This is a genomic window from Enterobacter sp. 237C8 (genome assembly GCF_034106865.1).
Classification (GTDB): domain Bacteria; phylum Pseudomonadota; class Gammaproteobacteria; order Enterobacterales; family Enterobacteriaceae; genus Enterobacter; species Enterobacter asburiae_B.
In genome coordinates, this window is sequence record NZ_JAWNDF010000003.1 from 318,680 (window position 1) to 343,378 (window position 24,699).

General features: G+C 56.4%; 22 protein-coding genes. 9 read left to right on the forward strand and 13 right to left on the reverse strand.

Annotation, left to right across the window (positions count from 1 at the left end; all coding sequences use genetic code 11):
* Positions 1 to 149 precede the first annotated feature (149 nt).
* Both yhcN (USF70_RS13315) and yhcN (USF70_RS13320) read left to right on the forward strand, forming a co-directional pair.
* Positions 150 to 413 (forward strand): peroxide/acid stress response protein YhcN, encoded by a 264-nt coding sequence (gene yhcN / locus USF70_RS13315; protein ID WP_023309389.1) that lies wholly within the window; start codon positions 150 to 152, stop codon positions 411 to 413.
* A 110-nt stretch (positions 414 to 523) separates the two neighbouring features.
* The gene (gene yhcN / locus USF70_RS13320) at positions 524 to 790 is read left to right on the forward strand and encodes a peroxide/acid stress response protein YhcN (protein WP_032659672.1); all 267 of its coding nucleotides are present in this window, start codon (positions 524 to 526) and stop codon (positions 788 to 790) included.
* A 61-nt stretch (positions 791 to 851) separates the two neighbouring features.
* Here yhcN (USF70_RS13320) and USF70_RS13325 read toward each other — a convergent pair whose 3' ends face one another.
* From USF70_RS13325 to aaeX, 5 genes are all read right to left on the reverse strand, one after another.
* Positions 852 to 1,124: a barstar family protein gene (locus USF70_RS13325; RefSeq protein ID WP_023309391.1), complete on the reverse strand. Its 273-nt coding sequence runs from the start codon at positions 1,122 to 1,124 to the stop codon at positions 852 to 854.
* A gap of 45 nt (positions 1,125 to 1,169) precedes the next feature.
* A complete protein-coding gene (locus USF70_RS13330; protein ID WP_320735694.1) occupies positions 1,170 to 2,624 on the reverse strand; it encodes an NAD-dependent succinate-semialdehyde dehydrogenase in 1,455 nt (484 codons plus the stop codon).
* A gap of 90 nt (positions 2,625 to 2,714) precedes the next feature.
* Positions 2,715 to 4,682, reverse strand: coding sequence for a p-hydroxybenzoic acid efflux pump subunit AaeB (aaeB, locus tag USF70_RS13335; RefSeq protein ID WP_033146764.1), 1,968 nt, complete (start codon positions 4,680 to 4,682; stop codon positions 2,715 to 2,717).
* A 5-nt stretch (positions 4,683 to 4,687) separates the two neighbouring features.
* Complete coding sequence (aaeA, locus tag USF70_RS13340; RefSeq protein ID WP_023309394.1) at positions 4,688 to 5,620, reverse strand: p-hydroxybenzoic acid efflux pump subunit AaeA; 933 nt, start codon at positions 5,618 to 5,620, stop codon at positions 4,688 to 4,690.
* A gap of 7 nt (positions 5,621 to 5,627) precedes the next feature.
* A complete protein-coding gene (gene aaeX / locus USF70_RS13345) occupies positions 5,628 to 5,831 on the reverse strand; it encodes a p-hydroxybenzoic acid efflux pump operon protein AaeX (RefSeq protein ID WP_003860416.1) in 204 nt (67 codons plus the stop codon).
* 179 nt (positions 5,832 to 6,010) lie between these two features.
* Here aaeX and aaeR point away from each other — a divergent pair, with 179 nt between their 5' ends.
* Positions 6,011 to 6,937 (forward strand): HTH-type transcriptional activator AaeR, encoded by a 927-nt coding sequence (aaeR, locus tag USF70_RS13350; RefSeq protein ID WP_023309395.1) that lies wholly within the window; start codon positions 6,011 to 6,013, stop codon positions 6,935 to 6,937.
* A 77-nt stretch (positions 6,938 to 7,014) separates the two neighbouring features.
* On the opposite strand, the gene tldD is transcribed toward aaeR, so the two are convergent.
* From tldD to csrD, 8 genes are all read right to left on the reverse strand, one after another.
* Positions 7,015 to 8,460, reverse strand: coding sequence for a metalloprotease TldD (tldD, locus tag USF70_RS13355; RefSeq protein WP_234650696.1), 1,446 nt, complete (start codon positions 8,458 to 8,460; stop codon positions 7,015 to 7,017).
* 84 nt (positions 8,461 to 8,544) lie between these two features.
* On the reverse strand, positions 8,545 to 12,348 hold the full coding sequence (gene yhdP, locus USF70_RS13360; protein WP_320735695.1) for an AsmA2 domain-containing protein YhdP: 3,804 nt from the start codon (positions 12,346 to 12,348) through the stop codon (positions 8,545 to 8,547).
* 42 nt (positions 12,349 to 12,390) lie between these two features.
* Positions 12,391 to 13,860, reverse strand: a complete 1,470-nt coding sequence (gene rng / locus USF70_RS13365) for a ribonuclease G (RefSeq protein WP_010436156.1) — start codon at positions 13,858 to 13,860, stop codon at positions 12,391 to 12,393.
* Positions 13,850 to 14,443, reverse strand: a complete 594-nt coding sequence (locus USF70_RS13370; RefSeq protein WP_224979584.1) for a Maf family protein — start codon at positions 14,441 to 14,443, stop codon at positions 13,850 to 13,852. The genes rng and USF70_RS13370 overlap by 11 nt, the downstream gene beginning before the upstream one ends.
* 9 nt (positions 14,444 to 14,452) lie before the next feature.
* The gene (gene mreD, locus USF70_RS13375; RefSeq protein WP_023309399.1) at positions 14,453 to 14,941 is read right to left on the reverse strand and encodes a rod shape-determining protein MreD; all 489 of its coding nucleotides are present in this window, start codon (positions 14,939 to 14,941) and stop codon (positions 14,453 to 14,455) included.
* On the reverse strand, positions 14,941 to 15,957 hold the full coding sequence (mreC, locus tag USF70_RS13380; protein WP_033146767.1) for a rod shape-determining protein MreC: 1,017 nt from the start codon (positions 15,955 to 15,957) through the stop codon (positions 14,941 to 14,943). The genes mreD and mreC overlap by 1 nt, the downstream gene beginning before the upstream one ends.
* Before the next feature lie 62 nt (positions 15,958 to 16,019).
* Positions 16,020 to 17,063 (reverse strand): rod shape-determining protein MreB, encoded by a 1,044-nt coding sequence (gene mreB / locus USF70_RS13385; protein ID WP_000913396.1) that lies wholly within the window; start codon positions 17,061 to 17,063, stop codon positions 16,020 to 16,022.
* A gap of 282 nt (positions 17,064 to 17,345) precedes the next feature.
* Complete coding sequence (csrD, locus tag USF70_RS13390) at positions 17,346 to 19,286, reverse strand: RNase E specificity factor CsrD (protein WP_048981162.1); 1,941 nt, start codon at positions 19,284 to 19,286, stop codon at positions 17,346 to 17,348.
* 182 nt (positions 19,287 to 19,468) lie between these two features.
* Here csrD and USF70_RS13395 point away from each other — a divergent pair, with 182 nt between their 5' ends.
* The 6 genes from USF70_RS13395 (at position 19,469) to accC (ending at position 24,652) form a co-directional block, all read left to right on the forward strand.
* Entirely contained in the window at positions 19,469 to 20,443 is a 975-nt protein-coding gene (locus tag USF70_RS13395; RefSeq protein WP_032659658.1) for an MDR family oxidoreductase, read from the forward strand.
* Between the two features lie 77 nt (positions 20,444 to 20,520).
* Positions 20,521 to 21,522, forward strand: a complete 1,002-nt coding sequence (gene msrP / locus USF70_RS13400) for a protein-methionine-sulfoxide reductase catalytic subunit MsrP (RefSeq protein ID WP_029741739.1) — start codon at positions 20,521 to 20,523, stop codon at positions 21,520 to 21,522.
* Entirely contained in the window at positions 21,523 to 22,122 is a 600-nt protein-coding gene (msrQ, locus tag USF70_RS13405; RefSeq protein ID WP_032659655.1) for a protein-methionine-sulfoxide reductase heme-binding subunit MsrQ, read from the forward strand.
* 234 nt (positions 22,123 to 22,356) lie between these two features.
* Positions 22,357 to 22,809, forward strand: coding sequence for a type II 3-dehydroquinate dehydratase (aroQ, locus tag USF70_RS13410; RefSeq protein WP_023309405.1), 453 nt, complete (start codon positions 22,357 to 22,359; stop codon positions 22,807 to 22,809).
* A 21-nt stretch (positions 22,810 to 22,830) separates the two neighbouring features.
* Positions 22,831 to 23,292: an acetyl-CoA carboxylase biotin carboxyl carrier protein gene (accB, locus tag USF70_RS13415; protein ID WP_010436174.1), complete on the forward strand. Its 462-nt coding sequence runs from the start codon at positions 22,831 to 22,833 to the stop codon at positions 23,290 to 23,292.
* A 10-nt stretch (positions 23,293 to 23,302) separates the two neighbouring features.
* Positions 23,303 to 24,652: an acetyl-CoA carboxylase biotin carboxylase subunit gene (accC, locus tag USF70_RS13420; RefSeq protein ID WP_023333644.1), complete on the forward strand. Its 1,350-nt coding sequence runs from the start codon at positions 23,303 to 23,305 to the stop codon at positions 24,650 to 24,652.
* Positions 24,653 to 24,699: the final 47 nt, after the last annotated feature.

Consider the following 24,699-nt stretch of genomic DNA (forward strand, 5'->3'; position numbering starts at 1 on the left):
TTTGGTTATAAAAAACAGACTGGTTAACACGTAATAACAATAGAAACCATTAGCCTGGTATTAATTTTTACCGTTATTAGTGTATACTTGATTTTGTGATGAGGGTCACGAAACAAGACCCCACTAAAAAATTCGACGAGGTAAAAATCATGAAAATCAAATCAACTGTAGCGGCGCTCAGCGTCCTGTCCGTCCTGTCATTCGGTGCTTTCGCAGCTGACTCTATCAATGCTGACCAGGCGCAATCCCGTCAGGCCATCGGTACGGTTTCTGTCGGCGCGGTCGGCACATCGCCAATGGACATGCATGAGATGCTGAACAAAAAAGCGGAAGAACAGGGTGCGTCATCCTATCGCATCATCGAAGCGCGTTCCGGTGACCACTGGCACGCCACCGCTGAGCTGTACAAATAAGTTTTAGTAATAACTGAAGACGTAAATCTCCACTCAACGGCACCAGGCATAAAAATAGCGGTTCAACCCTTCTCGCCGTTGAGTAAAAACCCTATTCAGGAGTAAAGACTATGAAAACCAAATTGATCATCGCAACCCTCGGTCTGGCATCCGTTCTCTCTTTCGGCGCGAGCGCAGCCGTACAGCAGGTGAATGCCGACCAGGCACAAAATCTACAGCGTATGGGCAGCGTCTCCGTAACGTCTGTCACCGGTTCACCGATGGATATTCGTCACGAACTTGCCGCCAAAGCTGAAAAAGCAGGCGCCAGCAGCTATCGCGTCACCGAACTGAATCAGGGTGACCACTGGCATGCAACGGCAGAGCTGTATAAATAAACCCTCGTCGTATCTCATCATACGACTTGCCCCTGGCCTTATGGTCAGGGGCTTTTTTCATTCAATGCCGCGCGTTAAAGCGCAGCTGACCTTCAAGCTCTTCTTCCGCTTCATCGAACAGCAATATCAGCGCGCCAAAACGTCTTCGCAGCTTATCGGGCAAATGGATGAACTCAATTTCCAGCGGTAGCGGCAACTGACTGCCGGTGACCACGTCCCACAGCGTATCCAGATTCGTCACGCTTTCCCGTTCAAGATCAAACGCCCGGATAAATTCACGGTAGAAGTCTTCCTGACTGTCGATCTCGTCAAAATCAAACGTATAGGTTTTCATTGCCAGCCACCCAGTCCAGGCGAGCGGCAGATGCCGCCCTGTCTATTATAATCCCCCAATATGCAGGGTTTTAACTTCCAGATACTCTTCCAGCCCCAGCACGGAGCCCTCTCGTCCAAGGCCTGACTCTTTTACGCCGCCAAAGGGCCCAAGCTCCGTGGAGACGGCGCACTCGTTGATGCCGATCATCCCGCTCTCGATGGCCTGTGAAACGCGGAAGACCCGGGAAAGATTCTGGGTATAGAAGTAAGCCGCCAGCCCACAGGGCGTGTTGTTGGCGCGCTGGATGACTTCATCTTCCGAGGTGAAACGGAAGCACGCCGCCACCGGGCCAAACGTCTCTTCTTCTGCCAGCTTCATGCCTTCATGGCAGTCGCCCAGCACGGTTGGCATCCAGAAATTTCCGCCAAGCGGATGAAGCTTACCTCCTGCCAGTACGGTTGCGCCCCGGGCAACGGCGTCGTCGACATGCTCACGCACCTTGTTGACCGCCGAAGGTTCAATCAGCGGCCCGACGACCACCCCCTCTTCGAGACCATTACCCACCTTCAGCGCCTTCACCGCATCGGCGAGTTTATTCACAAATTTGTCGTAGACGGTTTCCTGAATATAAAAACGGTTCACGCTTACGCAGACCTGCCCGGCATTGCGGAACTTGTTGGCGATCGCGCCCTTAACCGCTGCGTCGATATCCGCATCCTCAAAAACGATATACGGGGCATTTCCCCCCAGCTCCATCGAGACTTTTTTCATGGTTTCTGCGGCGTTACGCACCAGCGTTTTGCCGACGGAGGTTGAGCCGGTAAAGGAGATTTTACGCACGTCGCGGCTTGCCATGATCGCATCGCTGATTTCATGCGTATTCCCGGCGACGGCGTTGAGAACACCGTCGGGCACACCGGCCTGTTTCGCCAGCGTAAGCAGCGCAAATGCGCTGAGCGGCGTGTTATTGGCCGGTTTAATGACCCCGGTGCATCCTGCTGCCAGCGCCGGGCCTAACTTGCGGGTGAGCATGGCCATCGGGAAGTTCCACGGCGTAATCGCCGCGACCACACCAATAGGTTCACGGGTCGCCAGAATGCGTGAGCCGGGTTTTATCGGCGGAATAATTTCACCGTTCGCGCGTTTGGCCTCTTCGGCAAACCACTGGATAAAGCTGGCGGCGTACTCGACTTCTCCCTCCGCTTCTTTCAGGGGTTTGCCCTGTTCGGTGGTCATCAACCGCCCGAGCCAGCTTTTATTCTCAATAATCAGTTCGTACCAGCGGTAGAGAATCGCCGAGCGTTCTTTCGCGGTTTTGGCACGCCATGCCGGGAAGGCCTGGGTAGCCGCTGCAATAGCGTCTTCGGTTTGCGCTTTACCCGCTTTTGCGACTTTAGCAATGACCTCGCCGGTCGCGGGATTCAGCACATCAAAGGTTGTATCCAGCGTTTTCCAGATTCCGTTGACCAGATAACCGGTCTGAAAAAGGATGTGGTCCTGAAGCGCCTGGGTCGTCATGTGTTCTCCCTTTCTGAAATGTAAGAACGTGCTGGAATAAGTATAGCCACAAAAAAACCGACGCTTTTGGCGTCGGTTTTTTTACTTCAGTCAGTTATCCGTGAGGGCATTCTGGTAGCGATGCAGCATAAACACCAGCCGTCCTACCGGCTCGGTCACCTGAGGCGGCGCCTCCCAGTGCTTGAGCTTTTCCTGATAGGTATCGAGCTCTTCAAGCAGCTGCGTAAAGTAGCGACGCCGTTTGTCATCGCTGCTGGCAGAAAGCACGTGATCGGCGGTACGACGCAGCTGGCGGTGGTATGCCGACAAATCGTCGTTGATCGGCACGGGCGCGTTACGCAAACGCTGGTGCGCAATGATCATGGTTAACGCCAGGCGGAACTTCGCGATATCGCCCGGGAACTTGTTCAGCAGCAAAAACAGCTGCTGGTAGAGCGCGGGCAGGTGGTTCTCTTTACGGCGCGCGGTATTGGTTGTCAAAGATGACACGGCAGCCGACACGAACTGGTTCAGCAGCACGCGGCCCGTTCTTGCCTGCGAGTTATCCCGCACCAGCAGTATCACCATCATGGCCAGGAAGCAGCCCACCAGCTGGCCTAACGCGCTGTCGAGGAACTGGCTGAAATGGAAGGTCATCGGGTTATCGAGAACGATGATGTTAATCGTACTCGCCAGCGCCCCCAGCGATCCAAGACGCCGCTTTTGCACTTCAATGCCGATAAAGAACGCCATTACCGCCAGGCTAATGCAGAGCAGCAGCATGCTCTGTTGCGTCGACGGGATGATGACCAGGAAATAGAGCGCGCCTATCGGCAACGCGGCAATCGTGCCGTAAAGGAAATCAATGGCGACCATACGCGGATTAGGCAGACGCATCGCCAGTGCGGTCACAACGGCAATCATCACCATCGCGCCGCTGCCGGACGTCCAGCCCGTCCACAGCCAGAACAGCGTGCCGAGCATGCAGGCAAGCGTCGTACGCCAGAAATTGACCATGGCGTGATGACGCTCGGCGGATTCCGCCTTGATCACCACTTCCCCCTGCAGCACCTCTTCTTCCGCCGCGCTGATTTTGGTGTTACCGATCACGCCGCGCTTCAGAAGCAGATAGCGCGTCGCGGCGCCGACCCAGGTGTAGATGGTTACCGGCGTGTCGCGCTCCCCGGTCCAGGCAATCACCCGGCGCATGCGCTTAAGCTGCTTATGCACGTCCTGTACGGTTTCCACCGGCTCGGCAAACAGTTCGCGGAACGTATCGGTGACCGCTTCCGGCCGGGTGTTCTGAATCAGATAGGTTTCACAGGCCTGGGTAATCAGCGTCAGAGAGACGGTGTTGAGGGCTTTCAGGCGTCGATTCGCGCGGGCCCAGCGCGACGACTCCATATTAAGGTTGCTGCGCATTCCTTCCAGCGCCTGCGTACGACGTACCAGCCCGCTCCAGGCTTTATCCACCTCTTCGCTGTCGCCATGCTTAATGCACAGCTGCATCAGCTGATACTGGGCAACAATCAGCGCGTCGAGCTCACGGTCGACTTCCTGCTTGATGGAGCGCGGAGAGAAAAGCAGGTCAGCGACGATCGCGCTGACAATGCCAATCACAATCTCGCTGCAGCGCTCAACCGCAAACTGCGGGGCGAGCAGCGGTTCGCTTTGGATAGTGATGACAATAATCAGCGCGGTATAGCCCGCCAGTCCCCAGGCGTAGGAGTTCTCCACTTTCACCAGAGACGAGATCCAGGTGCAGAAACCCGCCCAGATACAGCACACCATCAGCATCAGCAGCGGGGTGCGGATCATCAAAATAATAATGGTCAGCGCCGCGAAACAGCCGATAAACGTCCCGATGATACGCAGCATCCCGCGATAGCGGATCGCGCCAGAATAGGGCTCCCCGCCCGCGGCAAAGGCAGGGCCCGCCGCGACAATCGCAGCCGTCAGCACTGCCCAGCGAGGGGTTTCAAGCTGGAAGTGAAAGCCAACAAACAGCGCCAGCACGATGGCGCACGCCAGCTTCACGGCGAAGCGAATGTGCTGGCTGGCGATGGAAAAGATACCCATGGCGATTAACCAAACTCGCGCAGGCGGTGGGCAATTTTACGGAAGAACGAGTCCTGGCTGGCATCCCGGTCCTTTTCACCGGTGATCACCACCGTCGCCGTGGTACCCGCAGGCCACAGATTTCCCTGCTGTTCATCCAGATGAATACGTACCGGCACGCGCTGTGCCAAACGCACCCACTCCAGGTTGGAATCGACCGTCGCCATCCCTTTGGCATCGTTAGAACTGCTGGAGTTAGTCACCCCTGCGGCAACGCTGTCGACGGTGCCTTTAAAGACGCGGTTGCTGCCGAGCGGCGTGATTTCCGCCCGATAACCCGGACGCACGCCTTCCAGCTTGGTCTCTTCCATATAGGCGAGCACGTAGAAGGAGTTCTGTTTAACCAGCGCCACGGCGGTTGAGCCACGGGTAATGAATTCCCCGGCATAGACGTTAAGGTTGGTGACCCAGCCATCGGATGGCGCGCGGATCACGGTGCGCTCGAGATCGAGCTTCGCCAGATCGCGCGTTGCCTGCGCTTTCGCCAGCTGGTGCAGCACGGTTTGCAGCACGTTGTTGGACTGGTCAATCTCTTCACGGGACATTGCCTGAACGCCCAGCTGGTTACGCCGCCCTGCCTCGCGGCGTTTCTCCGCAGCGAGCGCCTGATAATAGGCCACGTCCGCTTCCGCCTCTTCCAGCGCTTTCTGGTAACGAGGCTGGTCGATGGTGAACAGGACCTGATCTTTCTTCACCAGCTGATTATCGTGGACGTTGACCGCAGTGATAAGGCCGGCCACGTCAGGGGCTATTGCCACCACATCGGCGCTGAAGCGTGCATCACGCGTCCACGGTGATTCGGTGTAATAAACCCAGGCGCGGAAAATAGCGATGAAGGCGAGGATAACCAGCGCCATTGTGATGGCAGTGCGGGAGATTTTTCTTGTTAGCGTTTTCACATCAACCTCAGACAAACATGCGCGATATCAGATAAAACAGGCAGCAATACAGCGCGGTATTGAACAATGCAGGGTGCCAGACGAAATCGTAGATCCCGGTAGGGACCAGCACCTTGCGCACCAGCCAGAAGATCGCCAGTGATAAAAGAAGCTCGAAAAATATCGGTGGGAACGACAGACCGAACACCACGATAACGGGAAACAGACTCATGTTGACCTTGATAAGAGAGAGTGCAGGCTTCAGAATTTTTTAGCGCACGCCACCGCAGGAGAGCAAGAAACGCCGGGCGAGAATGGCGCAGCCGTTATGTAATTAATAATATATTAACGTAACTGTTATGCTGTTATCTATAATATGTGATCTAAATCACTTTTAAGCCAGAGTGAACAATGGAACGTTTAAAACGCATGTCGGTCTTCGCCAAAGTGGTTGAGCTGGGCTCTTTTACCGCCGCTGCACGCCAGCTTCAGATGAGCGTCTCATCCATCAGCCAGACGGTGTCCAAACTGGAAGATGAGCTTCAGGTCAAGCTGCTCAACCGCAGTACCCGCAGCATTGGGCTGACCGAAGCGGGTAAAATTTACTATCAGGGCTGTCGCCGTATGCTGCTTGAAGTGCAGGATGTTCACGAACAGCTCTATGCCTTCAACAACACCCCCATCGGCACGCTGCGCATCGGGTGTTCTTCAACTATGGCACAAAATGTTCTCGCTGCCATGACGGCGGATATGCTGAAAGAGTACCCCGGTCTTACGGTCAATCTGGTGACGGGTATCCCGGCGCCGGATCTGATTGCCGACGGGCTGGACGTGGTGATCCGCGTCGGCGCGTTGCAGGATTCCAGCCTGTTCTCGCGACGGCTGGGCAGCATGCCGATGGTGGTCTGCGCCTCGAAAAGCTATCTGGCGCAGTACGGCGTTCCGGAGAAGCCCGCCGATCTCACCAACCACTCGTGGCTGGAGTACAGCGTGCGGCCCGATAATGAATTTGAGCTGATCGCTCCGGAAGGGATCTCCACCAGGCTGCTGCCGGAAGGACGGTTTGTCACCAACGATCCGATGACGATTTCACGCTGGCTGGTGGCCGGCGCCGGGATCGCCTACGTGCCGTTAATGTGGGTGATCAACGAGATCAATAGCGGCGTGCTGGAGATCCTCTTCCCGCGCTACCAGTCCGATCCGCGTCCGGTGTACGCCCTGTATACCGAAAAAGACAAACTCCCGCTCAAGGTCCAGGTGTGTATTAACTATCTGACCGAGTATTTTGTGGACGTGGCGGAGCTGTTTCAGGGGATGCGGGGGAGAAGGAAAGAGTAGGCCTTTTTCCATAAGGACGCGGGAGAAAAGACAGCGTGGAGCAGTCCCCTCTCCCCTTTGGGGAGAGGGTCAGGAAATTACGCCGTGCCGCCCACCGTTAGGTTGTCCACCTTCAGCGTTGGCTGGCCCACGCCAACCGGCAGGCTCTGGCCCTCTTTACCGCAGACGCCCACGCCGTTATCCAGCTTCAGATCGTTACCGACCATGGAAATCTGCTGCATGGCTTCAATACCGGAGCCAATCAGCGTCGCCCCCTTCACCGCTTTGGTCACTTTACCTTTCTCGATCAGATACGCTTCTGACGTGGAGAAAACAAACTTACCGGAGGTGATGTCCACCTGGCCGCCGCCAAAGTTTGGCGCAAAGATACCGTAATCGACGGATTCGATAATCTCCTGCGGCGTCGATTTGCCCGGCAGCATGTACGTGTTGGTCATGCGCGGCATCGGCAGATGCGCGTAAGATTCACGGCGTCCGTTGCCCGTCGGCGCGACGCCCATCAGGCGCGCGTTGAGTTTGTCCTGCATGTAGCCTTTCAGCACGCCGTTTTCGATCAGCACATTGTACTGCCCTGGCGTACCTTCATCGTCGATAGCCACCGAGCCGCGACGATCGCGCATGGTGCCGTCATCCACCACGGTGCACAGCTCAGAGGAGACAAGCTGCCCGATTTGACCGCTGAACACGGACGTCCCGCGACGGTTAAAGTCGCCTTCCAGGCCGTGGCCTACGGCTTCGTGTAACAGCACGCCCGGCCAGCCGGCGCCCAGCACCACCGGGAATGAGCCCGCCGGCGCCGCGACGGCATTCAGATTCACCAGCGCCATGCGCACGGCTTCTTTCGCCCAGGCGTCAGCGCGTGCTTCACCGTCAACGTCGCCCAGGAACCAGTCATAGCCGAAACGACCGCCGCCGCCGCTTGAGCCGCGCTCGCGTTTACCGTCGTCATCGACCTGCACGCTGATAGAGAGGCGCACCAGCGGGCGAACGTCTGCCGCAAGGGTACCATCCGTTGCCGCAACCAGAATCAACTCATACACGCCGCTCAGGCTGGCTGAAACTTCCTGCACGCGTTTGTCCGCCGCGCGGGCGACTTTGTCCACGCGACGCAGGATATCCAGCTTCTCTTCACGGCTCATGCTCTGCAGCGGATCGATGCTGGTATAGAGCGCAGAGTGCTGCACTTCTCCCAGGGTTTTCACGCGACCATCACCGGTATCACGCACAATGGTACGTGCGGCCTGCGCGCTCTGCTCGAGTGCGGTGAGGCTAATCTGATCGGCATAGGCAAAACCGGTTTTCTCGCCGCTGACGGCACGGACGCCGACGCCCTGGTCAATGTTGTAGGAGCCATCTTTGATGATGCTGTCTTCTAAAACCCAGGATTCGTGATAGCTCGACTGGAAATAAAGGTCGCCGTAGTCGAGACGGCGTTCGGTCAGTTGACCAAGAATGGAGAACAGGTCCTGATGGTTCAGGCCGTTCGCTGCGAGCAAATGTTCACTTACCAGGTTCAGACTCATCGTATTGCTACTCGTTCGTTGCCGCCCGTGGCGGTATAAAGATCGTATTTATTGAGAGTGAGGCAATTACCTGCCCACGTCAAATCATTGCTGTGCATCTTTGCGCGGCTGGCGCAGCACCTCGTTAATCTGCGGTTTATCGACCGGACCGGTAATGCGGTAGCGCAGAATGGAGACCTTGCTCCACAGCGGACCCAGCACTTTGCTGGCGGCAAACACCGCCGCACCGACAATCGGGTTCACCACAAAGGCCGCCGCCACGCCCACGCTGGCGGAAATTTCCGGCGCCACCACGGCTTCCATATCCAGCTCGCGACGCACGAGGTTAACGGAGCCTTTCATGGCGATATCCGCTTCCAGGCCATCCACCAGCGTGTCGTCCGTATGCAGAACGCCGTCCTTGATCCACGCCGTGCTGCGGATCGAATCGTAGTAGAAACCTTCGCTGAAGGTATCGCTGAAATCGAAGCGCAGCTTGCGCAGTAGCGCATCAAAACTCAGCAGGCGCAGGATCTGCCCGGCGCGCCCCGTGCTCACGTCGGCAATTTCACCTTTGCCGAAGCGGGTTTTCAGAATGCCGTTCAGCGAGGCTTCATCCGGCTTCCACGGGGCGTCACGCCAGTGAAGATCGTAATCGACGTCAAAAGAGGAGCCGCGCAGCGGCGTGCTGATACCAAAGAAATTGGCTGCCGCATCCAGCTTGTTGCCTTTAATGTCGCCCTTGAGGGACGTTCGCTGCTCGCCCGGGTTATTCACCCATTCCCCTGCGGCCGTCATGCGGCCAAAACCGGTATCAACCAGGCCGCCGGAGAGCGTAAGCGTGTTGGCCTGAATAGTGAAATCACCGTCAATACGGCCATATTTCTGCCCCCACAGCCAGCACTCCGCGCAGCGCAGCTGGAGATCGGGCCAGCCGCTAAAATCGACGCTGGAGACATTACTCAGCGGCGACGCTTCTGCCGGTTTATCTTTCCCGCTCGCGGCGCTTGCCGGGTTGTAGTAGAGGTAGCGGATCGCCGCCTGCCACGGCGCGTGATTGCGCATGGTCAGCGTGCCGTTGATCTCCCTTCCCTGGGCCTCCACCTTCGTGCCGTTAGCGCCAGGCTGTGAAACCAGGCTCAGATTGTTCCACTGCTGTCCGCCCAGCATCAGCGACGGCGTACGTACGGTAATGGTTTGCGGGAACTGGGCGGTTTCATCAACGTTCTGCCCTACGCCTTTCTGGAACAGCGCCAGCCACTCTGCACCGTCCATCGGCGGGAGATTCAGCTCAATGCCCGACTGCTCCGGCAGAGGCGGCGTGGAGCGGCTATCCGTTGTCCAGATGGCTTTGTCGAGGGTGAGCTTGCGGTTAAGCAGCCAGCGGCTGTTGAAGTGGTTTGTCCCGCCCGCGCTTCCGGTCAACGCGAAGCTGTTCAGGTTGCCATCGACGTTCAGCTTTACCGGCAGCGGCTGTCCGGCCTGTTTATCCAGCGGCGCAGGCAGCTGGCTCTGAAGGTTTTTCAGATCGCCCGTGATGTCGACCTTATACTGAGCACCCGCGTGATAAGGCAGGTCGATTGCCACTTTACCCTGCCAGGCGACTGCGCCCTGCACTGACGCCTCAATGGGTTTCGGCAGGACCTCCATGCGCGCTGGCTGCCAGTTACCGTCCAGATTGACGGCTACCTGATAAGCCTTTTCACCCTCGGTGGTCGTGAAGTCGATATTAACGGGCTGATTAAACCAGCTGGCCGTAAGCGGCTCGCTCTTCAGGTTTCCGTTGTCAAAGCTGAACTGCCCGCTGAGATTTTTCAGCGTGCTCTCAAGGGGTTTGATGAACAGGCTGTTGTTCTTAAGGCGGACGTCGCCTTTGGCGGTGGTCATCTCGCCGTCCAGCGGGATATCAAGATGTAAGCGAGCATTCACATCGCCATCGAGCTGTAGCTGCTGGAGCGTCGCCGCCAGCGACTCTTTCAGCGGCGTCTCCTCAAAGTACGGCCCCACCGCTTTGCCCGGGCCATTGATGTCGGCATCAATCAGCAACTTCTCTTTGGAGTAATCCGGGATGTTGGCCGTCAGGTTGCTGGCCGTCACGCCGCCCAGCGCCACGCTGTCGGACTTCATCCATAGTCCGTCATTGAGGAAGTTGAGCTCGATATCCAGATCTTTCAGCGCGGGCCAGCCGGGCTGGAACGCAAAGGTCGCGTTATGCAGCGGCACCAGCACCTGGAACTGGCCTTCATTGTGTTTGTACGGGAAAAGATGCGGATTACCGCCGTACACCAGCGTGGCATTGTCCGCCTGACCGCCCTGAATCGCGCCGCTGAGATAGTCCACCAGGGCTTTACCCATCAGGTTTTCCGGGAAGTAGCGCCAGGCCTGAGAGCCGTCATCGGTGCTGATCCCGGCCAGAATACCCAGCCACGGCTCGTCACCTACAGGCTGCAGATAGCGGAAATCGCCGCGCGCGTGCACCGCTTTGGCTTTCACGTCGATATGGCGGCCATCAAGCTGGAAGCCCTTGTCGTTACGGAGCCAGTTAAGCACCGCGCTGCCCTGTTCGATTTCCAGCGGCGCGCGGAAGACCGTCTCGTAAGGCATTTTGGCATCGTGCATATCAACCGTTAGCCTGCCGTTTTCCACGCTGCCTTCCAGCTTGCCGCTAAAGTGCTCCGCCCCCGGCAGCAGCTTCCACTGCTTCCAGGCAAGATCTTTCCACGTTGCCTGGAAGCGGGTTTTTTCCGTCGCCTGGAGCGGGATGTCCAGCCCCAGCGCATCGATCGTCCCGCTCGGCTGGGTTGCCAGCCAGATCTCGCCCAGGTCCGGAGAGAGCTTTGCCGCCATCGAGCGCAGGCCCTCAATGGCCGCCAAATCGAGGTTGCTGGCGCGGATGCGCAGCTCGTCGCTGCGTTTACTGGCCGTGCCGCCGACGTCCTGCTCCGGCATCCAGGCCAGCGTCAGCGCACCGCGCGGCCACGGCTTGCCGTCCATGGTGATGCGCGTATCCGGAATGGCAAACTGCCAGCCCTCTTTCTCCTGCGTCACGTGCGCGGTGAGGTTATCGACGGAAAGCTGATGCTGCTGTTTTTCGCCTTTCCAGCTGGCGCCCCCCTGCTTGAGCCAGATATCGCCGCTGGCAAATTCGCCTTTGGTCAGGGTCAGCCAGCCTTCAAGGCTGAAGCGGGCAGTCTCCAGCTGCATATTTTGCTGGAGCCAGTCGCCCAGCCACGGCTTCACGTCAACATCGTCGGCCTGCAGCCAGACTTTGCCGTTGTTTAACAGGCCGTCATCGTCCCGCAGATCCATGCGCACCTGCATCACGCCGTGCTGGCCGTTCAAGCTTGAGAGATTGACCTGCCCCTCGGCGCGGTGACGTTCTTTACCGTTGAGCCAGGTCAGCTGGGGGATCGCCAGTTCGGCGCGCTGGCCGGAAAGGGTAATGAAGCTCACTTCGCTGTCGCGCAGATCGAAGTGATCGAACTGACGAAGGAAAAGATCGCTGAAGCGGTTGGCTTCCAGACCCTGACCGCTATCGCCGCCGGACAGAGGCGTATTGGTCAGGAACTGGAGTTGATAAAAGGTGAGATCGCGAAACTGCCAGCGCAGATGCAGCAGGCTTTGCCAGACGTCCAGCGCCAGGGTCACGCGTTTGATTTTCAGGTGGCCGCCATCTTTGAGGCTGGCGTTGATATCCCGGACATCGAGCGTCGGGCCAAAATTCTGCCAGTTAGCGCTAATCTGGCTTACGTTCACCGGCACGCCGGTGGTGGATTCGATTTTAGCCAGCAGCTGCGGACGCCAGCTGTCCAGATGCGGTAATACGAGGCGTAGCCCGCTCACGAGCAACGCGACAATCACGACCAGCGTTGCCCCTGTAAGCAATAAAATCCCCGGCAATCGCCTCACGCATCTCTCCTTGTCAGCTTTCGTCACGCAGCGTACTGCGTCTTACATCATCACGACGTCAAACTGCTCCTGGTTATAGAGCGGTTCAATTTGTACTTTTACCTGTTTGCCGACAAAGATTTCCACTTCCGCCAGCGCGTGCGACTCTTCACCTTTCAGCGCTTCAGCCACCGCAGGGGAAGCATAGACCAGAAAACGATCGGAGTCGTAGGCATGATGGACACGAACGATTTCACGCATAATTTCGTAGCAGACGGTCTCAACCGTCTTTACCGTTCCGCGCCCATGGCAGGTTGGGCATTCATTACACAGCACATGCTCAACGCTCTCGCGGGTACGCTTACGCGTCATTTCCACCAGCCCCAGCTGCGAGAAGCCGTTGATGCTGGTTTTCACGCGGTCTTTGCTCAGCGCCTGCTCAAGCGAGTGCAGCACGCGGCGACGATGGTCTTCATTACTCATATCGATAAAGTCGATGATGATAATGCCGCCCAGATTGCGCAGACGAAGCTGGCGCGCAATCGCCTGCGTGGCTTCGATGTTGGTGTTGAAGATGGTGTCATCGAGGTTGCGATGGCCGACAAACGCGCCGGTGTTGATATCGACGGTGGTCATCGCTTCGGTCTGATCGATGATCAGATAGCCGCCGGACTTCAGCTCGACCTTACGCTCCAGCGCGCGCTGGATCTCGTTTTCGACATCATAGAGATCGAAAATCGGCTGACGCCCTGAATAATGTTCCAGCAGGCCAGGCATCTCCGGGATGTACTCAGCGGTAAATTCCAGCAGGGCTTCATAGGTCAGGCGTGAGTCCACGCGAATGCGGTCGAGCTGGGCATCGGCAAAGTCGCGCAGAACGCGCTGAGCAAGGGCCAGCTCACCGTAGAGCTGGTAGCGGGTCTGGTTGCGTTTTTTACGCTCCATCACCTTGGTCCAGACGCGCTTCAGGTAAGCCGCATCCGACGCCAGGTCTTCTTCGCTGATCCCTTCCGCAGCGGTACGGATGATAAACCCGCCCTGTTCATCGCAGTAGGCGCTGACCACTTTCTTCAGACGCTCGCGCTCGGTTTCGCTCTCAATACGCTGCGAAACGCCCACGTGCGACGCGCCGGGCATAAAGACCAGATAGCGGGAAGGTAAGGTGATGTCGGTGGTCAGACGGGCGCCTTTGGTACCGAGGGGGTCTTTCACCACCTGCACCATCAGATCCTGTCCCTGACGTACCAGTTCAGAAATATCGCGCACAGCAAACTGCTTTTGCTCTTCACCCGCGACGCACTCGGTGTGCGGCATGATATCGGAGGCATGTAAAAACGCCGCCTTATCCAGTCCAATATCTACAAAAGCCGCCTGCATACCCGGTAGTACACGACTGACACGACCTTTGTAGATATTGCCTACTATTCCGCGCCGCGCTTCACGCTCAATATGAATTTCCTGAAGAATGCCACCATCAATATAGGCCACACGGGTTTCCGATGGCGTTACGTTTACCAACAATTCAGCCGTCATAATTATCCCTTCCCTCACGCAGTGAGTTAAAATTGCTCAGCAACTCATACGTTTCCACCAGCGGTAAGCCGACTACGGCGTGATAGCTGCCATTAATCTTCCTGACAAAACAGCCACCCTGCCCCTGAATACCGTATGCACCTGCTTTATCCATTGGTTCACCGCTGGCAATATAAGCGGCGATGTCGTCGTCGGTAAGTACTCTGAACGTCACTTCGGTCACCACCAGGCAATCCAGCACGTGCTGGCGGTCAGCCAGGGCGACGGCCGTCATCACCTGATGCGTTTGTCCGGACATTTTGTGCAGCATGCGCGCCGCATGATCGGCGTCGCGCGGTTTCTCAAGCACTTCACCGTTCAGAATAACGATGGTATCTGCTCCCAGCACGGGAAGATCGCGTGGCACACTGGCCACGCCCGCCTGCGCTTTCTCGCGCGCCAGGCGAGACACGTACTGTTGAGCGCTTTCGCCCTCAGCACGTTTTTCTTCAATGCCGGTAACGATGCGTTCAAAAGAGACGCCTAGCTGCGTCAGGAGTTCCTGACGGCGCGGGGAGCCGGAAGCGAGATACAAAGACGTCATAGAAACCTTTTATTGCACAGCAAACTGCTGGCGAACCTTACGCATCAGCAGGAATAACCAAGGCCAGAGCACACCGTTTACTACACTACTCCAGAACACTTCCGGTCGGAAAGAGACGTTGATCACTAAAAACTCTGCCCAGAAAACAACGATATCCGCAGCGAGCGACAATAGCATCACTACCAGGGCCTGTTGCCAGAGCGCAAGGTTACGAAAGAGCTGGAATTTGAGTGCGACGAGGTACGCAATAATGCTCATGGACAAGGCGCGCACGCCAAGCGTAGAGCCGCTAATGAGATCCAGTATGGCACCCATCACAAAACCTGTGCCGACATTTACGCGATGCGGCAGGGCAAGGATCCAGTAGAGTAAAATGAGCAATACCCAGTTTGGCCGGAAAACGAGAATGTCATCCGGCCAGGGCATCACTTGCAGTAACAGTGCAATGAGAAACGAGAGCCAGATGACCCAGCGTCCCTGGCTACGATAGCTTGCCACTACTGCCCTCCCGAAGAGAGTTTAGGCGGTGGCGGCGCATCCGGCAGCGGCTGCGTTAACCCGGTTGCCGGCGCCGGTACTGGCGCAGGCGGCCCCATGGAATCCGCAGGCGGGAGAACCTGCGGCATCATCTGCATCAGGCGCTCGTTCGCCACGCGATGCACCTCTTCAGGCGTCATCGGATTAGAACCGTTACGATCGGCGCCCCACAGCAGCAGCAGATAGCGCAGACGCTGCAAACCGGCGGTTGGACGGGCCTGAATCACGGTATAGGCACGTTGAGTATCCAGCTTGACCGAAGAGACCACCGCAACCGGATAACCTTCAGGGAAGCGTCCACCCAGACCGGACGTCACCAGCACGTCGCCCACGCGGATATCCGTGTTAGCCGGCAGGTGTTCCAGCTGCAGGTCGTCCGTACAGCCGTTACCGGCCGCAATCACGCGGATGTCGTTGCGCAGGACCTGGATCGGCAGCGCATGCGTGGCATCGCAAATCAGCAGCACGCGGCTGGTCAGTTTAGCCACGGCAACAACCTGGCCCACAACGCCTTTATCGCTGATAACAGGCTGACCTTCATACACCCCGTTCACGCTCCCTTTGTCGATCACAACCTGATCGCTGTAGGGGTCGTTCACGGTGGAGATCACCTGCGTGACCATTTTCTGCTCATCCTGACGCAGCGGCGAGCCGAGCAGTTCACGCAGACGCGCGTTTTCCTGCTTGTATTGCCCCAGCATCAGCAGTTCGCTGTTTTTCAGCAGCAGTTCCTGACGTAATGCCCGGTTTTCGAGTTCGAGTTGGTCACGCGAAGACAGCGTTTGAGAAACGGAGTCGAGCAGTTCACGGGGACCATTTGAAACAAAGTAGAAAGGACTGACGGCGGTATCCATGTACGTTCTGATCTGGCTGAACGTACCGAGGCGGCTATCGGCAATAATGACCCCAAGCGCAACCAGAACCGCCAGAATAAGGCGAAACTGTAGCGATGGGCCACGGCTAAAAATTGGCTTCATAGGCTATGCGTATTCTCGCGTCAGAGAGAAAGGGTAGCAAATTGCTACCCTATCAAACTCGACTACTCTTCGCTGAACAAATCGCCGCCGTGCATGTCGATCATTTCCAGCGCCTTGCCACCACCACGGGCGACGCAAGTCAGTGGATCTTCTGCAACTACGACAGGAATACCTGTCTCTTCCATTAACAGGCGGTCGAGGTTACGCAGCAGCGCACCACCACCGGTCAGAACCATACCGCGCTCGGAGATATCGGACGCCAGCTCTGGTGGGCACTGTTCCAGCGCAACCATTACCGCGCTCACGATGCCCGTCAGTGGTTCCTGCAGAGCTTCCAGAATTTCGTTGGAGTTCAGGGTGAAACCGCGTGGAACACCTTCAGCCAGGTTACGGCCACGTACTTCGATCTCACGCACTTCATCGCCCGGATACGCAGAGCCGATTTCGTGTTTGATACGCTCTGCGGTGGCTTCACCGATCAGAGAGCCGTAGTTACGGCGCACATAATTAATGATGGCTTCATCGAAGCGGTCACCACCGATACGTACGGAAGAGGAGTACACCACGCCGTTCAGAGAGATAACTGCCACTTCAGTGGTACCACCACCGATATCCACAACCATAGAACCGGTAGCTTCGGAAACAGGCAGGCCAGCACCGATGGCCGCAGCCATCGGCTCTTCAATCAGGAACACTTCACGTGCACCTGCACCCTGGGCAGATTCACGGATTGCGCGACGCTCTACCTGGGTTGCACCAACCGGCACACACACCAGAACACGCGGGCTTGGACGCATGAAGCTGTTGCTATGAACCTGCTTGATGAAGTGCTGAAGCATTTTTTCAGTCACGAAGAAGTCGGCGATAACGCCGTCTTTCATTGGGCGAATGGCGGCGATGTTGCCAGGGGTACGACCCAGCATCTGCTTCGCGTCATGACCCACTGCAGCCACGCTTTTCGGCGAGCCTGCACGATCCTGACGAATGGCCACAACGGAAGGCTCATTCAATACGATGCCTTGTCCTTTTACATAAATAAGGGTATTCGCGGTACCCAGGTCAATGGACAGGTCATTGGAAAACATGCCACGAAATTTTTTCAACATACTAAGGGATAATCCTGAAAGCTGGGGCGGAAAACAAAATCCGCTTACTTTACCAACCACACGCAGCAGCGACAAGGCGCAAAAATCATCTGCAACGGTGAAAATTTGTGCAGTACGTTTCCTGATGTTACAAAATCATCCCCTGATTCCCTCAGGGCTGAGTAAACAGTAGCGTTCCCCACTGACGTTTGTAACCCGTTACAGGTCGTTCACTGGCTTTTTGCTCGACATACTCAAAGCTACAGGCGCGATATTCTACGTGAAAACAGCGTAAACGGCAGGTCAAACAGAGTATCTTTGCAAATATTTTTTCACGTTGGTGTCAAGCGGTTGAGAGGCAGCAAAAAAATCCCCCTGACCGCCCATCACGCCGCGCGCTGTTAACATCTGCCATTCGCTTCTGGAGCGCACGCCCGTGGCGAATACTTGTGTTCGCGTACCCTTGCACGCTTCTACCAGACTCTGTACCAGCAGCTGGTTTTCCGTACGCTTCTCAATATTCCTTACCAGCCCCGGATGTAGCTTTAATAACTCCACATCCAGTTCCTTGATCCAGTTGGTGCTGACCAGCGTTAAACCTGCCTGCGTCACAGCGATACGTGCACCGAGCGCATTGATCAAACGTACCACCGGACGTAACCGGCTGATGTGTTGACCTACATCGGCCTCAGCAAGTTCAAAAATAATGTGTTTACGTTGCGATTTTTCGCATTGCATTAGCGTATCACGTAGCCAGCGCTGAAAACGTGGGCGTATTAACGACTCCACGGTGACCTGTAACGCCAGGTTTTCTTCAGGCCAGAAGGATAAAAACGGAATCAGCCGGGTAATTTGCTGGCGGTCATACTCTTCGGACAGGCCAAATTGCAGCACCATCGGCAGATATTCCGCAGAGATGACCTCTTCGGTACCGTCAAAAATACGACACATCAGTTCACGGTGATGAACGTTGCCGTTTTTCATGACCGCGGGTTTTTGATAAATACGTGGCCCGCCGCGGCTGAGCATTTGCTCAATCAGCGTGCGCCAGCGCACGTTGCCGCGCCCTTTTTCCGGCAGCGAGTCATCATAAACCGCCCATCCGTTGGCCCCCTGCAACACGGCGTTGCGGGTAGCGGCTTCCGCGTGCTCCATCACCTGTTCAGTCGATTGTCCGCCACGCCAGGCGCAGATCCCCATGTGGACCATATCGTCCCTGTCGAGCATTTTGCTCTGCGGCAGCGCATCTACCGCCTTCAGCAGCTGGCTGGCGATGCTTTCGGATTCCTTCAGCGTACGGTGAGGCAACAGCACGGCAAAGTCGCTGCGGTGATAGCGGGCCAGCAGCGCGCCCGGGTAGCGCATAATAAAGGTGGAGAGCAGGTTGATCAGCGTAAAGAGGTTTTCTTCCGCGGCACGCTGTCCCCAGGTGTCGCGCAGGAGATCGAAATCGGGCAGACGAATCATCATCACCACCCCGTGAGTCCCCACTTTTTCTGAATCGTCGAGCAGCGTGGCGAGCTGATTATCAAAGAAAAGACGGTTGTTAAGGCCAGTTTTATTATCCTGCGCCGCATAAGAGCGGATCAGCGTATCCATACGGCTGCGCTGGTCGCTGGCAAACTGGATTTCGGAGAGCAGGGTATCGAGCGCGCTGCTGGCCCGTGACGGCCACTCGTGGACAGAGCCACGCACCTGCGGGCCGCGTTCACCGTTCAGGATACGTACGGATCGCATCTCCAGCAGCTCCTGACCAGAGAGCTGGCGGCGCAGCCAGCGGACCGCGAGAAAGATCAGCAGGACGATAAACGCAACGGCGACGGTGAGCGGCGCGGTGGTCATCATGGAACGGAAATAGCTGGCCATCGGATCGAGGTAGACCATGTGTATGGTCATCCCCGGATTTTTAAGGGAATGCACCGTCACTTCCCGATACTGGCTTACCACGCCCGCGGGGCGATAGCTTCCCGGTCGTTCATGGCTTAAAACACGATGCTTTCCCTGCAGAATGTCGATCTGAACGATATCAACAGGTACCATCAACTCATCAAGCTCACGGGAGAGCGCCGGTAGGGGCGTCGTCAGCAGACGCGTATCAATCACCGAGGCAACAGACTGTACCCGGTTGACCAGCTTGTCCTGAATGGCGGTGTAAAAACTCAGGGAACAGCCCAGAAGCGTGACAAAAATGGTAAGCCCCGTCAGCAAGGTGATAAAAGCTGAGAACTTCGTCGTTAATCGCATCCTTGAGATTACTCCGTGGGTTTATGGGGTAGCGAGTAAGCGCTAACTTGCATTTCAAATGCGGCATACTACCAAATCGGGCGTATCTGGCAATTTATTGCGTTAAATCGGCACTGCGTTTCCCTGAGCGAGTATAGTCTTCAGAAATTATTTTCCAATCATCTGAGTCGTGAGGACCCCGTATGCAGGCTTTGATCTTAGAACAGCAGGACGGCAAAACGCTTGCCTCAGTGCAGGCGGTTGAAGAGAGTCGCCTGCCGGAAGGCGACGTAACCGTCGACATCGACTGGTCCAGTTTAAATTATAAAGATGCGCTGGCTATTACCGGTAAGGGTAAAATCATCCGAAATTTCCCTATGGTGCCGGGGATCGATTTCGCTGGGCGGGTTCATACCAGCGAGGATCCGCGCTTCCATCCGGGCCAGCATGTGCTGCTCACCGGCTGGGGCGTGGGTGAAAATCACTGGGGCGGGCTGGCAACGCAGGCGCGCGTGAAGGGCGACTGGCTGGTGCCTGTGCCGAAAGGCATGGATGGCCGCAAGGCGATGATCGTCGGCACGGCAGGCTTTACCGCGATGCTGTGCGTGATGGCGCTGGAAGATGCAGGTATCCGCCCTGAGTCAGGGGAAATTGTCGTCACCGGCGCCAGCGGAGGCGTGGGCAGCACGGCAGTCACGCTGCTCCACAAGCTGGGCTATCAGGTCGCTGCGGTTTCCGGCCGAGAAAGCACCCATGACTATCTGCGCCAGCTCGGCGCCAGCCGCATTCTCAGCCGCGACGAATTTGCCGAAACCCGTCCGCTGGAAAAACAGGTTTGGGCTGGGGCGGTGGATACCGTCGGTGATAAGGTGCTGGCAAAAGTCCTGGCGCAGATGAACTACGGCGGCTGCGTGGCAGCCTGCGGTTTGGCGGGCGGATTTGCCCTGCCAACCACCGTGATGCCATTTATTCTGCGTAACGTACGCCTGCAGGGCGTGGATTCCGTGATGACCCCGCCGGCCCGTCGTCATGAAGCCTGGGAACGGCTGGTGCGCGATCTGCCGGAATCTTTCTATACCCAGAGCGCAACGGAGATAACCCTCAGCCAGGCGCCGGAATACGCCAGTAAGATCATGGACAACCAGTTCCACGGCCGCGCGCTGGTGAAAATCGCCTAATCTTCAAATTTTCGTGACATATTCGCGCGAATCCCTCTCCTCCGTCATGCTTAGAAAAACGCATGACGGAGGATGCCATGAAAAACCGAAAACTGACGGAAGCCGACGTAACGTCTGAGTCTGTCTTTATGTTACAGCGCCGCCAGATCCTGAAAATGCTTGGCATCAGCGCCACAGCCCTGACGCTCTCTCCCGCGGCACACGCCGACCTGCTCGACTGGTTTAAAGGCAACGATCGGCCAAAGGCCCCATCCGGCGCCCCGCTCACCTTTACGAAACCGGCCGAATGGCAAAACAAGCTGACGCTCACGCCGGAAGATAAAGTTACCGGCTACAACAACTTCTACGAATTTGGTCTCGATAAGGCCGATCCTGCCGCCAACGCGGGGAGCCTCAAAACCGATCCGTGGACGCTGAAAATTGATGGCGAAGTGGCGAAACCCCTGACGCTGGATCACCACGATCTTACTACCCGTTTCCCGCTCGAAGAGCGTATCTATCGCATGCGCTGCGTGGAGGCGTGGTCGATGGTGGTGCCCTGGATTGGCTTCCCGCTGCATAAACTGCTGGCAATGGTTGAGCCCACCAGCAACGCAAAATATGTCGCTTTCCAGACGCGCTATGCGCCGGACGAGATGCCCGGGCAGAAAGATCGGTTCATTGGCGGCGGGCTTGAGTATCCGTATGTGGAAGGGCTACGTCTCGACGAAGCTATGCACCCCCTCACCCTGCTGACCGTTGGCGTTTATGGCAAAGCGCTTCCGCCGCAGAACGGTGCCCCCATCCGTTTAACCGTACCGTGGAAATATGGCTTCAAAGGGATTAAGTCTATCGTCAGCATTAAGCTTACCCGCGAACGTCCGCCAACCACCTGGAATCTGGCGGCTCCGGACGAATACGGTTTCTTCGCCAACGTGAACCCGCACGTGGATCATCCGCGCTGGTCGCAGGCAACCGAGCGGTTTATCGGTTCCGGCGGTGCGCTGGACGTAAAGCGCCAGCCGACGCTGCTATTTAACGGCTATGCGGATGAAGTGGCCTCGCTTTACCGTGGCCTCAACTTACGGGAGAACTTCTGAGTGCGTTTAACGGCAAAACAGATTACCTGGCTGAAAGTGCTGCTGCACCTGGCCGGGCTGCTTCCTTTTATATGGCTGTTCTGGGCCGCCAGCCAGGGGCTCTTTAGCGCAGATCCTGCAAAGGATATCCAGCATTTTACCGGTCGGATGGCTCTGAAATTTTTGCTGGCCACCTTGCTCGTCTCGCCGCTGGCGCGCTACGCTAAACAGCCCTTATTGATTCGCACCCGTCGGCTATTAGGGCTATGGTGTTTTGCCTGGGCGACGCTGCACCTCACCAGCTACGCCCTGCTGGAACTGGGAATTAACAATCTGGCGCTGCTTGGCCGCGAACTGGTGACACGTCCTTATCTGACGCTGGGTATCGTGAGCTGGGTGGTTTTACTGGCGTTAGCGCTGACATCCACGCAATATGCGCAGCGAAAACTGGGCAGGCGCTGGCAGCTTCTGCATAACTTCGTCTATCTTGTCGCGATCCTCGCTCCCATTCATTACCTGTGGTCGGTGAAGATCCTCTCGCCGCAGCCAATCCTTTATGCACTGGCGGCCGTGGCGCTTTTGGCATGGCGTTACAAGAAGTTCCGCCAGTGGTTGCGATAGTTCGCGAAACTGTGCGTTTTCCCGCAGATTACCCGTCAACCGCAAATCTTTTTCGGATAGCGGTTGATAATCTTCCCTGATAAGACCAGTATTTAGCTGCTAAATGCTACGAAATCGTTATAATGTGCGACCTTGGTTCACCTGACAGCGGTTTTAAGCCTCTGAAAAGGTGACATTTGCGTTTCGAAGGTATATTTTGTTTTTTACCCGAAAATCGCAGGAGATAGCGGCATAATGACTGATAAATTCCATATCTTAGTTTTGAACGGACCGAACCTGAACATGCTCGGCACCCGTGAGCCAGAGAAGTACGGCACGCTAACATTGAGTGAAATTGTTAACCGTCTGGGAACGGAAGCAGCGTCACTGAATGTGGATTTGGATCATTTTCAGTCGAATGCGGAGTACGCACTCATCGACCGTATTCATCAGGCTAAAGACAATGTGGACTATATCCTGATCAATCCGGCCGCGTTTACGCACACCAGTGTTGCTATCCGCGACGCACTGCTCGCGGTGAGTATCCCGTTTATCGAGATCCACCTGAGTAATGTGCACGCCCGAGAGCCGTTCCGTCACCATTCGTATCTGTCAGATATCGCTGCTGGCGTTATCTGTGGACTGGGCGCAGACGGCTATTCATACGCTTTACAGACAGCGGTAAAACGCTTGTCACAATCACACTAAACAAGAGTACGGAACCCACTCATGGATATTCGTAAGATTAAAAAACTGATCGAGCTGGTTGAAGAATCAGGCATCTCCGAACTGGAAATTTCTGAAGGCGAAGAGTCTGTACGCATCAGCCGTGCAGCCCCAGCCGCTAGCTTCCCGGTAATGCAGCAAGCTTATGCTGCGCCAGTGCAGCAGCCTGCGCTCTCCGCAGCCGTTGCGCCAGCAGCTGAAGCCGCACCTGCCGCTGCAGCAGAAATCAGTGGTCACATCGTACGTTCCCCAATGGTTGGTACTTTCTACCGCACCCCGAGCCCGGACGCGAAGGCGTTCATCGAAGTGGGTCAGAAAGTCAACGTAGGCGATACCCTGTGCATCGTTGAAGCGATGAAAATGATGAACCAGATCGAAGCAGACAAATCAGGTACTGTGAAAGCGATTCTGGTCGAAAGTGGTCAGCCGGTTGAATTTGACGAGCCGCTGGTCGTCATCGAGTAACGAGGCGTACATGCTGGATAAAATTGTTATCGCCAACCGCGGCGAGATCGCACTGCGTATTCTTCGTGCCTGTAAAGAACTGGGCATCAAGACCGTCGCTGTGCACTCAAGCGCGGATCGCGATTTAAAACACGTATTGCTGGCGGATGAGACGGTCTGTATTGGCCCGGCTCCGTCCGTAAAAAGCTATCTGAACATCCCGGCTATCATCAGCGCCGCTGAAATCACCGGCGCGGTGGCAATTCATCCGGGTTACGGCTTCCTCTCTGAGAACGCCAACTTTGCTGAGCAGGTTGAACGCTCTGGCTTCATCTTCATCGGCCCGAAAGCCGACACCATCCGCCTGATGGGCGACAAAGTGTCTGCAATCACCGCGATGAAAAAAGCCGGTGTTCCAACCGTACCAGGCTCTGACGGCCCTCTGACCGACGACATGGATGCTAACCGTGCTCATGCTAAACGCATTGGCTATCCGGTTATCATCAAGGCGTCCGGCGGCGGCGGCGGTCGCGGTATGCGCGTTGTGCGTAGCGATGCTGAACTGGCGCAGTCCATCTCCATGACCAAAGCAGAAGCGAAAGCCGCTTTCAGCAATGACATGGTGTACATGGAAAAATACCTGGAAAACCCACGCCACATCGAAATTCAGGTGCTGGCTGACGGTCAGGGTAACGCGATCTATCTGGCAGAACGTGACTGCTCTATGCAGCGTCGTCACCAGAAAGTGGTCGAAGAAGCACCAGCACCGGGCATTACCCCGGAACTGCGTCGCTACATCGGCGAGCGTTGCTCCAAAGCGTGTGTCGATATCGGCTATCGCGGTGCAGGTACCTTTGAGTTCCTGTTCGAAAACGGCGAGTTCTATTTCATCGAAATGAACACCCGTATTCAGGTTGAACACCCGGTTACCGAAATGATCACCGGCGTTGACCTGATCAAAGAACAGCTGCGTATCGCTGCAGGCCAGCCGCTGTCCATCAAGCAGGAAGAAGTTGTGGTGAAAGGCCATGCGGTAGAGTGCCGTATCAACGCCGAAGACCCGAACACCTTCCTGCCAAGCCCGGGTAAAATCACGCGTTTCCACGCGCCGGGTGGCTTTGGTGTGCGCTGGGAGTCTCATATCTACGCCGGTTACACCGTACCGCCGTACTATGACTCAATGATCGGCAAGCTTATCTGCTACGGCGAAAACCGTGACGTGGCGATTGCCCGCATGAAAAACGCCCTGCAGGAGCTGATCATCGACGGTATCAAAACCAACGTTGATCTGCAGATGCGTATCATGAGCGACGAGCACTTCCAGAATGGTGGAACCAACATCCACTATCTGGAGAAAAAACTCGGTCTGAACGAGAAGTAAGAGACCTGTGTTGCTAAAAGGCCGGATTATCCGGCCTTTTTTATTTC

Excerpts from the sequence above, each read along its gene's own strand:
- yhcN (WP_023309389.1), top strand. The coding sequence starts at position 150 with ATGAAAATCAAATCAACTGTAGCGGCGCTCAGCGTCCTGTCCGTCCTG.
- yhcN (WP_032659672.1), top strand. The coding sequence starts at position 524 with ATGAAAACCAAATTGATCATCGCAACCCTCGGTCTGGCATCCGTTCTC.
- USF70_RS13325 (WP_023309391.1), bottom strand. The coding sequence starts at position 1,124 with ATGAAAACCTATACGTTTGATTTTGACGAGATCGACAGTCAGGAAGAC.
- USF70_RS13330 (WP_320735694.1), bottom strand. The coding sequence starts at position 2,624 with ATGACGACCCAGGCGCTTCAGGACCACATCCTTTTTCAGACCGGTTAT.
- aaeB (WP_033146764.1), bottom strand. The coding sequence starts at position 4,682 with ATGGGTATCTTTTCCATCGCCAGCCAGCACATTCGCTTCGCCGTGAAG.
- aaeX (WP_003860416.1), bottom strand. The coding sequence starts at position 5,831 with ATGAGTCTGTTTCCCGTTATCGTGGTGTTCGGTCTGTCGTTCCCACCG.
- aaeR (WP_023309395.1), top strand. The coding sequence starts at position 6,011 with ATGGAACGTTTAAAACGCATGTCGGTCTTCGCCAAAGTGGTTGAGCTG.
- tldD (WP_234650696.1), bottom strand. The coding sequence starts at position 8,460 with ATGAGTCTGAACCTGGTAAGTGAACATTTGCTCGCAGCGAACGGCCTG.
- rng (WP_010436156.1), bottom strand. The coding sequence starts at position 13,860 with ATGACGGCTGAATTGTTGGTAAACGTAACGCCATCGGAAACCCGTGTG.
- USF70_RS13370 (WP_224979584.1), bottom strand. The coding sequence starts at position 14,443 with ATGACGTCTTTGTATCTCGCTTCCGGCTCCCCGCGCCGTCAGGAACTC.
- mreC (WP_033146767.1), bottom strand. The coding sequence starts at position 15,957 with ATGAAGCCAATTTTTAGCCGTGGCCCATCGCTACAGTTTCGCCTTATT.
- mreB (WP_000913396.1), bottom strand. The coding sequence starts at position 17,063 with ATGTTGAAAAAATTTCGTGGCATGTTTTCCAATGACCTGTCCATTGAC.
- csrD (WP_048981162.1), bottom strand. The coding sequence starts at position 19,286 with ATGCGATTAACGACGAAGTTCTCAGCTTTTATCACCTTGCTGACGGGG.
- USF70_RS13395 (WP_032659658.1), top strand. The coding sequence starts at position 19,469 with ATGCAGGCTTTGATCTTAGAACAGCAGGACGGCAAAACGCTTGCCTCA.
- msrP (WP_029741739.1), top strand. The coding sequence starts at position 20,521 with ATGAAAAACCGAAAACTGACGGAAGCCGACGTAACGTCTGAGTCTGTC.
- aroQ (WP_023309405.1), top strand. The coding sequence starts at position 22,357 with ATGACTGATAAATTCCATATCTTAGTTTTGAACGGACCGAACCTGAAC.
- accB (WP_010436174.1), top strand. The coding sequence starts at position 22,831 with ATGGATATTCGTAAGATTAAAAAACTGATCGAGCTGGTTGAAGAATCA.
- accC (WP_023333644.1), top strand. The coding sequence starts at position 23,303 with ATGCTGGATAAAATTGTTATCGCCAACCGCGGCGAGATCGCACTGCGT.